Origin of the sequence: Anabaena lutea FACHB-196 (assembly GCF_014698305.1) — a bacterium.
Taxonomy (GTDB): domain Bacteria; phylum Cyanobacteriota; class Cyanobacteriia; order Cyanobacteriales; family Nostocaceae; genus Anabaena; species Anabaena lutea.
In genome coordinates, this window is record NZ_JACJST010000023.1 from 1 (window position 1) to 13,312 (window position 13,312).

The window sequence follows — 13,312 nt, forward strand, 5'->3', positions numbered from 1 at the left end:
CTTTTGCTGTCATGTCAAGTAAAATTTTTCTCTGCTTCCTGCTGCTTATCTTGTTTCTTTTGTCAAGTTCATACTATACCAAATTAGATGAGCTTACCCTGGTATAAATATTAAAATTGCAAAACTTTGACGGACAAGATGCCCGTCCCACACGAGTTTTATTTTAAATAATTCAGGGGTTAAAGCAGACAGCTTCTATAAGCTACAAATATGTTAAACGGGGTCTAAATCTCCATTACGAATTACGAATTACGAATTATTTACTTGCGCTGACAATTCCTGACCATTGCACCTTTTTCTCTTTCTCTCGACGATAAGAAAAGAAATGCTCAGGAGTTTGGTATGTACAATAAGGTGCGATCGCAATTTGTTCTCCACTAATTCCTAATTGCTCCAACTGCAAAGCATTCACCCGACGCACATCTAAACGCACCTTTCCTGGTTCTGTATCTGCAAATAAAGGTGAATCAGGTAAATCGTGTAAAGCAGTAATAATTTTTTGTGGATCATTGTGTGGTATAATAGTGTTTCCAATTTCAGCAGCAACTTCCACTGAAACTTGGTAAACTTCGCCAGCGATAGCAGGCCCCATCGCAATTCGCAAATCTTCTAATTTGCTACCTTGGGATTGCATTCTCTGAATGGCTTGGGGAACAATTTTCGCTGCTGTACCCCGCCAACCAGCGTGCAAAGCTGCCACCTGTCCGATTTTCACATCCCCAATCAACACGGGTGTACAATCGGCAGAAGCTACCCAAACAGCTTGTAAAGGTTGCTCACTGATTAAACCATCTGCCAAAGCCAAGTTATTTTCACTCGTACTTAACTGGATATCAACTTCTTGGGGAGTCAGCACAGTATTGCCATGTACTTGTTGCAAACGATAAGCTAAAGCCTGTGGTTGCAGCACTTTTGTTAACTCATGTGGCGGACGAGGCCAAAACTGCTGTGTAAAGAAACCGTGAGGCCAAGATTCTAAAAGATTACAAGTCAGGTAGGGTAGACCTTCCCAATTGTGCCAGTGCCAAGTGTGCATCTTTAACCAAACCTAAACAAAAAATTTAAAACCGCCAATCAATGCTAACGTGAACAACTGGATTTAGGGGAACCGCTGTGGAACTTGATCAGCAACTTGTGGTAAATGCTCTGAAATCAGAGCGTGAGTATACAGATTTACCATATTCTCTACATATTTTTGACAGCCTATCCTCAACTAATCAAACTGCGTGGGACTTGCTCAACCAAGGAGCAAAACCAGGATGTGTAGTTATTGCAACTCAACAAACTGCTGGTAGAGGACAATGGGGTCGTCAGTGGGTATCTCCTAGTGGCGGACTATATCTGTCGGTTGGCATTTCTCCTAAACTAATAGCGGCGGATGCTTATCAGCTAACTTTAGCCAGTGCTTGGGGAATTGCCGCCCAGTTGCGAAAGTGTGGCGTAAGTGTAGGCATAAAATGGCCGAATGATTTAGTATTGGATGGTCGCAAACTAGGCGGCATTTTGACGGAAACCAAAGTCCACAAAGAACAAATCACCCAAGCTGTAATTGGTGTTGGTATTAACTGGTCTAACCCAGTACCCCAAACCGGCATCAACTTAGAATTGTGGCAAAAGTTCCAAAACTTGCGACCAATTTCTTGTTTGGAAATGCTAACCTCAACAGTGTTGCTAGGAATAGAATCCGGTCTAGAGTGCTTGAGTAACGAAGGAATAGGCATACTATTATCTCGTTATCTTGATTTACTAACAAACATGGGTGATCAGGTGTATGTGAATAATCTTTTAGGCACTGTAGTTGGGGTGACACCTCAAGGAAATCTCCGTTTAAGAATGGCTGCATATGATACTCAGGAACTCATAACACCAGAAATTTCCGTCGAACCCGGTACAATCAGTTTAGGTTACTGTAAATCTTCTGTTTAACTTTTTAGGTTTGTTAAAAATTCCGCTCTTTGGGCAAGACAAACCACTGACATCATCTCTTTAAACTTAATTACACACAACTGAGAGAACAAATGACTCAGCGCCATAAATCTGCCCATAACCGCTTGCATAATTTGCAAACAGAAGGTTTAAAAAAGAAACGCTTTGCATCCACATTACCAGCCCAAAGTCTCTGCTGGTTGAGCAGCATTAGTCTCATTGGTGGTGGCTTTGTGTCTGCTCAAATGGAAACATCGGTAGATAACATTGTTCCTACTAATGAGAATTCCCAGCCCGCAGTAGTTGCAGAGCCTGTAAAAAAAGCTACTAATGAGCAGGAAGCAGTGCGATCGCCCTCGGCATCATCCTCCACGCAATCGCAGCCCAATTTTGTTGAACGTCGCGCTAGACTCAGGAAAAAACTCAACCGAGAAAAAGTTTCCCAATCAAAACAACCAGTCATTATCTCTCAACCTAAAGTAGAGAATTCTGAACCTGCGCCTACTGTCAGAGTCTCCAAACCCAAAGTAGAGAATTCTGAACCTGCGCCTACTGTCAGAATCTCCAAACCCAAAGTAGAAAACGCACAGGCAGAAAAACCGCAAAATACTGCTAATTCAGCACCTGAGAAAGCCGTAGAATTTGTTAAACCAGCAAATAACTCCAACGGAACTGCTAGTACCAGCGCGAGGAAAACTCAGGATTACAATAACACCCTTATTGACCCCACGAATTACAACAATACTGCTACGACTAACTATGAAGCACCCAGTTCTGTAATAGTCACAGAACGCGCTGGTGGCTGTCGAGCAGTTTTCTCAGAACGAGAAATTGCTCGTGGTGCTTGCGGTAAAAAAGCAATTGACAATCCTCGTGTAGCTGATTCTCCCAGTAAATCAGCACCAACTTGGCTCAGAAAAAGTGAAACCGCTAGTTTAGAACAAGCGCCTATAGTCCGGCCAACAGCTACTGAATCCAGCCCAAAACCCCAGAGTGTAGTTCGGACTGTTGCTAGTGCTGTAAATAATAATAGAAGTTGGAGTAATTCCAACATTGGTCGTAGCAGTCATACAAAGACTGCATATCGTTCCAATCGGTTTATCCCTCAACCCAGCGAATTCGCCACTACAAGCGTGAGTGCTACTCCCATTGCACCTAGTTTTGGTAGTTTACCCGCACCAATGGCAGAAGGTAACATTGCACCTCGCCCTAGCAATGTGTCTTATGAGTTCTCGCTGGCATCAGTCTTACCACAAATTCCTTATAGTGGTGCAGTTGCTTATGGTGGTGGTATGGGTAACGCCACCTTTAGAGGAACAGGAATGATGTACCCCTTGTCTTTCGCCGCGCCGATTACTTCTATGTTTGGCTGGCGGATTCATCCCATAACAGGGAATAGACGTTTTCACGCTGGTACAGACATAGGTGCGCCCACAGGAACACCAATTTTGGCAGCGGCTAAAGGTCAAATCGAAACTGCTGACTGGTTGGGTGGTTATGGTTTAGCAGTAGTTATTAATCATAGTTCTGCTCAACAAACTCTTTACGGTCATATGTCAGAAATCTTTGTTCGCCCCGGTCAGTGGGTAGAACCAGGTAGTGTGATTGGCCGGGTTGGTAGCACGGGAAATTCAACAGGGCCTCACCTGCACTTTGAAGTCCGCCACCTAACAGCAAACGGTTGGGTTGCAGTTGACCCAGGTGTACAATTACAAGCTGGACTCAGCAACTTGGCGCAAAGCACAAGGACAGCGCCGGCGCAGTAAGGTGATGGGGAGAGGGGAGACGCGGTGACGGTGGGACGCGGGGACGCGGTGATGGGGAAGACGCGGTGATGGTGGGACGCGGGGACGCGGAGAAAATTAAGAATTACCTGTCACCTGTCACCTGCCTCCTGCCCCCTACCTCCTGCCTCCTGCACCCTGCCTCAGTTTACAAATACCCGTGTTCTGTTAAAAATGCGGGTGTAATTACATCTAAACCAAGCTCATCTGTATCTTTATTAGGTTGATTGCCAGGATATAGGAATTTTTCGACGTATTTGCCGAGAATGTCTCCTTCAAGATTCACCCAACTACCAGGAACTAAATAGTTGAGATTAGTTTCAGCATAAGTAACGGGAATCACTGCTACAGTAAACACAGAGTTTTCTGGTTGATATGTGGCTACGGTTAGGCTAATTCCATTGACAGCGATGCTACCTTTGGGGACAATATATCGAGCGATCGCATCCGATGCCACAAAAGTCATTTCCCAAGAAGTCCTAGTCTGTTCTGCTGAAAGTAATTTCCCCATTCCGTCTACATGACCCATGACAAAATGACCGCCTACTTTGCCACCAACTCGCAGTGATGTTTCTAAGTTGACATATCTTTCTTGGGTTTCCTCTTTACCTAAAGTCGTGCGACGCAGGGTTTCTGGTGAAGCAGTGGCAATAAACCCATCTTTTAAAATTTCTTCTACTGTGAGACATACTCCATCTACAGCTACACTGTCCCCATAGGTCAAATCCTGCATAATTGTCTCAGACTGGCTAACGAAACTAATCTGCCAAGAATCTTTCCCTAAGGGTTTGATAGTACCCAAGCCTTGAATTAATCCTGTAAACACGGTTTTTTAGCAAACTAACTCTATTTATTGTTTAATTTTGGCTGAAATTTACTGTTAATTCAAAAATCAATGTGAAACGTTTTAATATAATTTTCTGACTTTTTCTGCAAGAGGTCTATTAACACATTATGGCGATTCCCAACCTGAGATACAACAACAAAGAATTAACCGCAAATAAAAGACGATTTAGACACCCGTAGGATAGTTTATCGAAGAGTACGCAGATGGACACAGATAAATTTGTACGTCAGCAGGTTAGAAAAGGCTATAACATCAATCTCAAGGCATACTTGAGTAAGAAAATTATTGTTTCGGTAAAGCAATTTGATTTACTCTGGCATTCACCACAAGTTCGGAGTTTAATAGAAGCAATTATAGAGAAGAAAAGCCCTATGTTTACTTCTGTCCCAGAAAAACCCAGCCAAGGGTATTATTTACAACTTAGTACTCAAGCAATTAAAGGATTGTAGAGGGTTAGCCAATGATTGAAATGAGAGTCGCTGGTATAGCATTAGATGCCATAACCCGCAGCCCAATTGTACTTCTAAAAGATGGCTCAGATCGTCGGGCTTTACCAATTTATATCGGTCAAGAACAGGCTAGGGCAATTATGGGGGCGCTAGAACACCAAAAGCCTCCTAGACCTTTAACCCATGACTTAATTGTTAATATGTTGGAAGCATGGAATATGACTTTAGAAAAGGTCATTATTCACTCTTTGCAAAAGGATACATTTTATGCAGTTTTGATTGTTCAGCAAGGCGAGGTGAAAAAAGAAATTGATGCCCGTCCTAGCGATGCGATCGCAATTGCTCTCCGTACAAATGCACCTATTTGGGTTATGGAAGAGGTAGTCGCTGATGCTTCTATCCCAGTTGACCGAGATGCTGATGAAGCTGAACAGCAAGCTTTCCGCGAATTTGTTTCCAATCTTCGTCCTGAAGATCTGATTAAACGATTTGATAATGGTGATAGTTAAGAGGTGACAGGTGACAGGTGACAGGTGACAGGGTTAAAAGTCTGTTTCTGTTTAAGTTTTATCAGTAGTTAATGTCCTAATCACCTAGCAAGTTGCTATCAATGTAAGGGTTTAGCATTGCGCTTTACCCCTACTAATTTAATCAATTTCATGAAATATAAAATCTTCACAACATAAATCCAAACTGATTTATGCAATATCGGCGTTTTGGGAAAACTAATTTACACTTCTCTGTTTTTTCTTTGGGAACAATGCGTTATTTGGCTAACGCAGAAACTGCCCAAAAAACCATTGAAAAAGCTTTATCTTTAGGAATTAATCACATTGAAACAGCTAGAGGTTATGGTAAAAGTGAGGAGTATTTAGGTGCAGCGATAAAAGCTGGTTTGTCAGTATCCAGAAATCAACTGTATATCACTACAAAAATTGCGCCCACACCCGATGCTGACACGATGCGTCAATGTATTGATGAATCATTACAACGTTTGAACATAGATTATCTTGATTGTTTGGGTATTCATGGTTTAAATACCCCAGAACATCTAGAGTGGGTACAAGCTAAAAATGGCTGTATGCAAGCTGTAGAAGAAGCAGTAAATGATGGTAGAGTAAAACACGTTGGGTTTTCTACCCACGCTTCATTAGATATAATTTTGGCAGCAATTAATACAGATTTTTTTGAATTTATTAATTTGCATTATTATTATTTTTTCCAACGCAATGATTTAGCTATTCAAGCAGCGACAAAAAAAGATATGGGTGTTTTTATTATTTCTCCTGCTGATAAAGGAGGAAGACTGTATACACCACCCTCAACTTTAAAAGAACTCTGTCAGCCATTTACACCTTTAGAATTAAACTATAGATTTTTGTTGAGTGATAATCGCATTACAACTTTGAGTGTAGGTGCTGCAACTCCAGAAGAATTAATTGCACCTTTAGAAATTGCTGATCATGTTGGTGAATTAACTTCAGCAGAAATTGCTGTTTTAGAAAAATTACAAAATCAGCAAAGCATGGTTTTAAATACTGATAAATGTAGTCAGTGTTATGCTTGTTTACCTTGTCCTGAAAATATCAATATTCCTGAAGTTTTAAGACTGAGAAATTTAGCAGTTGCTTACGACATGAACGATTATGGAAAATATCGTTATGGAATGTTTGAAAATGCTGGTCATTGGTTTCCAGGAATGAAGGGAAATCGTTGTACAGAATGCGGTGATTGTTTACCTAAATGTCCTGAAAATTTAGATATTCCGGCTTTGTTAGCAGATACCCATGAGAGATTAAATGGGAAAGCTGGGAGAAGATTGTGGGGTTGATATAGTAAGAATTTGTCAGAATCAGGATTTCCAGGATTTAAGGATTTTCAGGATTAAGAGATTAAATTTGTCAGAATCAGGATTTCCAGGATTTAAAGATTTTCAGGATTAAGAGATTAAATTTGTCAGAATCAGGATTTCCAGGATTTAAGGATTTTCAGGATTAAGAGATTAAATATTTTAATTAATACCCATGTTCTGTGAAGATGAATCAGCATAAATATGATTACATCACTTGTAAAATAAAATATTTTATTGGGAAATACTAAATTCTGAAAATCTGCAAATTATTTTCATCATTATGCAACCAAAATCCTGTTAATCCTCTAATCCTGGATATCCTGATTCTGACAATAAAAATATGAGAAATTCGTTAATCAACTATTACAACATTTTTATATTCAGTGTTATGTAACTGGTAAATTTATAATTTACGTAAATTCTCTATTGCTTTTTATATCGATAAATTGAGCTATTTATCGACAAAATCGAGAAAATAAAGAATATTTTGACTTGGGCGCAATAAAAAATACAATCATTACTATAATAATCTTAGTTATTTAACACACATCATCATGAGTCCAAAAACAAAGGAATTACAGGCGGGTTACGCTCAAACTCGCTTACTGCTTGCGTTGTGGGATTTGGGAGCAAATAAACAGGAAGTGAAAAAAGGCTTACTGACGAAGCGGATAGTGGCTAAGGGTCAGAAGATGACCGACTATAAGGGGATTTTAGAGGATTTGCAAACGCAGGGGGCTATTACTGTTTCTAGGACTGGTTATACTCTCACGTCACCAATAGGTTTAGAAGTGTTGGGTGCGGGTTTGCGTAGTGAAGAGTTTAAGTTTGAGGGGACTATTGTTGGTACTTGGGCTGCTAATGCGTTGTTGCGGTGGATAGGTCTGATTGATGTTGTGGTTGCTGCGCCGGTTGCGTCAGGTAATGGGGTAATTGGTTCTTATGAGGAGTTTAAGTCTGTCGCATTGGATGTTTATGACAAGTTAAACAAGGATTACAGCCTAGATGATTTAGTACCTATCTATCGCATTAGAAGAGAAATAGGTGAACAAGTTAGTCGTGAAAAATTCAATAAATGGCTGTTAGAAATGCAGGAGAAAGATATTTTACAACTGCAAGGTGGAAGTTTACCAGACAATGACCCAGTAAAACTAGAAGATTCAGTAATTACTGAAGTCAGTGGGTTACGTTGCTATGCCAAGCGTTTAAATTAGTTTACTAATTTTCGTAATTTTTCTACTTTTCAACTAGCTCTCATACATAACTACTGCAAAGAAATCCATGTCTAATACATTAAGTGATGCTATTAATAACAACAACCCATTTGAGGGACGTTTAGTAGTTAGAAGTAATAATGTTTGGGGAAAAAGTTATCCTGATGTTCTCTCTTTAAATGCCCATGCTTCTGATGCTATTTATGATGCAATTGAAAAAGTAAGTACCGGACAGAGACAAATTGTAGGTATTACCATTACAGCAGAACGAGGGTTAGGGAAAAGCCATCTTATTAGCCGAATTCGCCATAAATTACAAATTGACGGTAGTGCATTATTTGTGTATATGAGTCAATGTAATAATCTAAATCGTATTAAAACAGAATTTTTAACTACTTTGGCAAATAGTCTCAAACAAATAGGTAGCCAAGGTGTGAGTCAATGGCAAGAATTAGCAACAGCTTTAATTAATGAAGCTTTTAATCAAAACTATGTACCTCAAAATCTAATCAATAATTTTCCTGGAGCATTATCTAAAAATCCTAAGTTAGTAGAAGTTTTGCGCGATAAAGTCCTTGCTGTTAAGTCAGATATAGAAAATCCTGACATTATTACTGCAATTTTATGGACACTTTCTCCTGACCCAGCGTATGAAATATTTGCTGTTCGATGGCTTGCTGGTGGGAATGTACCACAAACTAAAGCTGATTCCATGAGTTTAGCTAATGTGACTCCAGATGATAAAGAAGCTGAGTCATTCAACACTGCTAGGCAAATTCTTGATTTAATTGGTGATTATAAACCAATAGTAGTTTGTTTTGATGAAATGGAAGCTGATCACTGTAATGATCTAGGATATACTGCCAGACAAGTGACTGCTATATTGGCTAAAGATTTATCTGATAAAATTAAACGAGGTATTTTACTAACATCTATTTTCCCCGATCATTGGATTAACGAAGTTAAAAGATTATCAAATGCTGAATCGGTTGTAGATAGAATAGGTGAAAAAGTTATTGAACTAAAATATCTCAATTCTGATGATATTATTCTTTTAGTATCTGGATGGCTTGATGAATTTTATCAGGAAAAAGGATTGACACCACCTAATTCAGTTTATCCATTTGATGAAGCAAAACTGAGAGCATTAGGTAAGGAAAAACCAATTGTCAGAAAAGTTTTGCAATGGTGTTCTGAAAATTTTAAACCTGATCCAATAAAAAAAATAGATCCTGTGGAATGTGCTTATAATCAACAATTAGCTGCTTTGGAAACCACTATCCAAGATTATATGGAGGATAAAGGAACTCTTACTCAAGCCCTGCGATTAGGATTTACTGTAATAAAAGGAGAAGTTTTAGAAAATGTGCAAGTTGTAGATATAGTGGATGTTCAAGTAAAAGCTGCTGATAGAGGCTATCTAGATTTTAAGATTATTGGCAAAGAAAACGGTAAAGATGTCAAAATTGTAGTAGTAGTATTACAAGAATCGGGTGGAATGTTGGTTCAAGCAACATTGAAACGATTAATAGAGTACAAGAAGTTTGATATGACTCGTGGTTGTTTAGTTCGTTCTAAACAAATTGGTAGAAATGCAGCTAAAGCTCAACAGTATTTGAGTAAACTTTTATCACCAGATTTAGGTGGTGAATGGGTTTTGTTAAAACCAGAAGATATTAAACCACTTTTAGCTTTACATTTTCTGATGAAAAGTCGTGAAGATGAAGAGTTAAGCGAAGAGGAAATCATAGATTTTATTCGCAAAAAGCGTATAGCAACTAATAATTATCTGATTTGTGAAATTCTTAGTGATCCTTCTGGTCAAGTTCCTAAAGATGCTATTGATGAAGAAAGTTAAATTAACATAGTAGCTTTTACTGATGTTCAAGCCACAATTTATTTTTTCTAAATAAGCATTAATAATTGATTAGGATAATGATTAATACAGCCCTACGTGTACCAGCAGCAGAAATGGAGGCATTATTGTATGGGAGAATAATCGCAGTCATACCTAATAGTTTCCTTTCTCCTGGACGAGAATTTGCTCTATGTCCAACAGATGGATCAAGTAATGTTCTAGCAGTTGAGGATTACTATCGCTTGAGTTTCTTGCCTATTGCTCAAAGTGCATTTGTAAAATTAGACAGTCAGGGTATTTGGTTTCAACCTCAGCAAACAAGTTTACTTAGAGATAATGAACAATTACAGCTACCTTTGTTAGCTCATCAAACATTATCTATTAAAGCTTGGGCTAGATGCGAACTGTGTCAAGATATAACAAATATTGAATCATTAGCTCCTTTATCAAGGTTAACTATTTGGACACAAAAAGCTTTAGAGGAAATACTCAGACAAAGGCAAAAGATTTTTCTGGCATATTTGCGAGTATATCAGTTGTCTAAATCAATTGAAATAGTAGTAAAGTCAAATAGTCAGTTTGTACCATTACCTGATTATCTGAATGTTTCTGAAGCTAAACCCGTATTAAGTGATCATATATTTACCCGACGCAAATATCAATTAGAAAACCTAGAACCTCCCTTATATCCTGAACTAGAAGAATTACAAAGTGGATTATCACAAATAGCTAATAATAACCCAGCAGCACAGCAATTAGAAACTGAAATCAAAGTATTTTTAGGTTGGAGTAATGAACCAACTACAAATACGATAAATTCTGATTTAGATTGGATAAAAACAATTGCAGCATTAGGAGATAGAAGTATAGAACTAGAAGAGAAAAAAAGCAACTATCAAGCGGGTACAGACTTTGAAAACATCTCCCGTCAAAGCCTTGATTTTTTAGGGTTTAAAGTTGAAAATGCTTATAAAGGTGGTGCTGGAGGTTTAGACTTATATTGTTCCCAACCTTATCCTTTAGTGTGTGAATGTAAAGCAGGTAGAAGTATTCCAGATCGTGCAGTAGAAGAATTAGATAGAATTGGTAAAAGACATCTGCAAGAAAATTATCTGCAAGCAGTACGCTTAATTATTGGGCCTGGTGAACCTACGAAACAACTCAGACAATCTCTCCAGAAATCTGCGAAAATATCTAAAACCAGTATTATTAAAGCTATGACATTACAAAAATTAGTAGAAATTAAAGCAAAATATCCAGGTGCAATAAACTTAATTGAATTACAGAAATACTTAGAACCGGGACAAATCGATGATAAAATTAATGAATATATTGATAAAATTGAAAAAGATATTAAATTGCGATCGCACATTATCCAACTCGTCAAAAAACATCTAGAAAAAACAGATGCTAAAGATACTCAAGTTGGTGATCTTCGCATAGCATATCTTTATGATCATCCACCTCAAAACTTAGAAAATAGAGAATTATATGATATTCTCATAGAACTTTCATCACCATTAATCGGCTATTTAGGAAGAATTAAAGCAAGTAATTGGGAAAACGATAAATTTTACTACCTACGTGACTTACCAATCAATTAAAAATAACTCTTCTCTCTGTGCCTCTGCGTCTCTGCGAGAAAAAATTATTCCAACCAAAAAACAAAATCCCCGACTTCCTAAAGAAATCGAGGATTTAATTAACAAAGATAATTTTATTAACCGAGAGAAACAGTTAAACTACCAGGTTTAGCCAAATCACCAGTTAACACCACACCGCGATTATTAGCGTGTAAATGACGGAGAATTTTGTAAACTGCTTCAACTTCATCAGCAACGCCGGCTTTATCAGCAACTTCAGTAATAGAAAGTGCTTTTTGCTCTTTTTGCAAAACTTCCAAAACTCGTTTTTGTAAATCGAGAATGACAGCAGCGGCTTTTTTACCAGCTTCTACACCTGGTTGGTGATAAGCGTTGACATTTACTAAACTGGCATATAAACCTACAGCCCGTTCATACAAAGCAATTAACGCGCCAACTGTGCGAGCATTAACTTGAGGAATACTGACTGTAATCGAATCGCGGTTATTCTCATACAGCGCTTGACGTGTTCCTAACAAGAAACCAGACAAATAATCACCAGCAGTCACACCAGGATCAACTTCTATCGATTTTCCTTGACGATCTTCTAAAACTTCAATCAAGGTAGCAAAGAAATTGGGTACACCTTCCCGCAACTGCTGTACATAAGCGTGTTGGTCGGTTGAACCTTTGTTACCATAAACAGCAATACCTTGATAAACGGTTTTTCCGTCTAAATCTTTTTCCTTACCCAAAGATTCCATTACCAGTTGTTGCAAATAACGGCTAAATAGCAACAAACTGTCTTTGTAAGGAAGGACAACCATATCTTTTTCACCTTTGCCATTTCCAGAGAAATACCAAGCAAGGGCTAATAAAGCGGCTGGGTTATTTTTGAGATTAGCGACGCGTGTAGCGTCATCCATTTCTTTTGCACCATCCAGCATGGCACGGACATCAATGCCCTGTAATGCCGCAGGAACTAGCCCTACAGCGGACATTTCTGAGGTACGTCCACCTACCCAGTCATACATCGAAAACCGGGCTAACCAATTTTCTGATTTTGCGACTTTATCTAGGTTGCTATCTACGCCGGTAATTGCGATCGCATATTTAGCAAATTCTAAATTTTGTCCTGCATAGGCTTTTTTCACCTCAATCATCCCGTTGCGAGGTTCGGGAGTTCCTCCAGATTTGGAAATCACCAATACCAAGGTGCTGGAAAGATGGTTTTGTAGTTGGGAGAGAACCCGATCAATTCCTGCGGGATCGGAATTGTCGATAAAGTGAATTTTGAGCGGGGGAAAATCAGGTGCGAGGGCTTCAGCGACAAATTGGGGTCCCAAGGCAGAACCACCAATGCCTATAGAAATAATATCGGTGAAGCGGCTAGACTTAGGCGGATGAATAGCACCAGTGTGTACCTTTTCCGCAAAAGCTTCGATTTGTTCTAAGGTTTGGACAATTTCTTGCGTCAGTTCTGGAGTGGGTGCTAAATCTGGATTCCGCAACCAGTAATGACCTACCATGCGGTTTTCATCTGGATTGGCGATCGCACCTTTTTCCAGTTTTGCCATATCCGCAAACGCTTTGTCAAACTTCGGCTGCAACGATTCTACAAAGGCATCATCAAACCGCATCCGGCTAATATCTAGATACAGTCCCAATCCCTCGTGGAAATATAACCAATCTTGGTATCGTTGCCAAAGTGCCTTAGCATCCATAAGAGGGAAATCTCAAATATATTGGTCAAACACCAGTTTAATGTATGGTTCTAGCGATCCCTGCTTTGTCTTATA

At 38.9% G+C, this 13,312-nt stretch carries 11 protein-coding genes; 8 read left to right on the top strand and 3 right to left on the bottom strand.

The window, feature by feature from the left end:
• Positions 1-256: 256 nt before the first annotated feature.
• Entirely contained in the window at positions 257-1,036 is a 780-nt protein-coding gene (gene pgeF / locus H6G59_RS20810) for a peptidoglycan editing factor PgeF (RefSeq protein ID WP_190717843.1), read from the bottom strand.
• A 77-nt stretch (positions 1,037-1,113) separates the two neighbouring features.
• Here pgeF and H6G59_RS20815 point away from each other — a divergent pair, with 77 nt between their 5' ends.
• Together H6G59_RS20815 and H6G59_RS20820 are read left to right on the top strand one after the other, a co-directional pair.
• Complete coding sequence (locus H6G59_RS20815; RefSeq protein ID WP_190717845.1) at positions 1,114-1,926, top strand: biotin--[acetyl-CoA-carboxylase] ligase; 813 nt, start codon at positions 1,114-1,116, stop codon at positions 1,924-1,926.
• 92 nt (positions 1,927-2,018) lie between these two features.
• Positions 2,019-3,692: a M23 family metallopeptidase gene (locus H6G59_RS20820; RefSeq protein WP_190717846.1), complete on the top strand. Its 1,674-nt coding sequence runs from the start codon at positions 2,019-2,021 to the stop codon at positions 3,690-3,692.
• A gap of 166 nt (positions 3,693-3,858) precedes the next feature.
• Here H6G59_RS20820 and H6G59_RS20825 read toward each other — a convergent pair whose 3' ends face one another.
• Positions 3,859-4,536, bottom strand: coding sequence for a riboflavin synthase (locus H6G59_RS20825; protein ID WP_190717847.1), 678 nt, complete (start codon positions 4,534-4,536; stop codon positions 3,859-3,861).
• Between the two features lie 224 nt (positions 4,537-4,760).
• Here H6G59_RS20825 and H6G59_RS20830 point away from each other — a divergent pair, with 224 nt between their 5' ends.
• The 6 genes from H6G59_RS20830 to H6G59_RS20855 all read left to right on the top strand — a co-directional run bounded on the left by H6G59_RS20830 (position 4,761) and on the right by H6G59_RS20855 (position 11,534).
• Positions 4,761-5,006, top strand: coding sequence for a hypothetical protein (locus tag H6G59_RS20830; RefSeq protein WP_190717848.1), 246 nt, complete (start codon positions 4,761-4,763; stop codon positions 5,004-5,006).
• An 11-nt stretch (positions 5,007-5,017) separates the two neighbouring features.
• Complete coding sequence (locus H6G59_RS20835; RefSeq protein WP_190717850.1) at positions 5,018-5,515, top strand: bifunctional nuclease family protein; 498 nt, start codon at positions 5,018-5,020, stop codon at positions 5,513-5,515.
• A 191-nt stretch (positions 5,516-5,706) separates the two neighbouring features.
• Entirely contained in the window at positions 5,707-6,837 is a 1,131-nt protein-coding gene (locus H6G59_RS20840; RefSeq protein WP_190717852.1) for an aldo/keto reductase, read from the top strand.
• A 575-nt stretch (positions 6,838-7,412) separates the two neighbouring features.
• Positions 7,413-8,072: a hypothetical protein gene (locus H6G59_RS20845; protein WP_190717855.1), complete on the top strand. Its 660-nt coding sequence runs from the start codon at positions 7,413-7,415 to the stop codon at positions 8,070-8,072.
• 67 nt (positions 8,073-8,139) lie between these two features.
• Positions 8,140-9,930: a P-loop NTPase fold protein gene (locus H6G59_RS20850; RefSeq protein WP_190717858.1), complete on the top strand. Its 1,791-nt coding sequence runs from the start codon at positions 8,140-8,142 to the stop codon at positions 9,928-9,930.
• Between the two features lie 77 nt (positions 9,931-10,007).
• A complete protein-coding gene (locus H6G59_RS20855; RefSeq protein WP_190717861.1) occupies positions 10,008-11,534 on the top strand; it encodes a DUF1802 family protein in 1,527 nt (508 codons plus the stop codon).
• 116 nt (positions 11,535-11,650) lie between these two features.
• Here H6G59_RS20855 and H6G59_RS20860 read toward each other — a convergent pair whose 3' ends face one another.
• Positions 11,651-13,237 (bottom strand): glucose-6-phosphate isomerase, encoded by a 1,587-nt coding sequence (locus H6G59_RS20860; RefSeq protein WP_190717864.1) that lies wholly within the window; start codon positions 13,235-13,237, stop codon positions 11,651-11,653.
• Positions 13,238-13,312 lie beyond the last annotated feature (75 nt).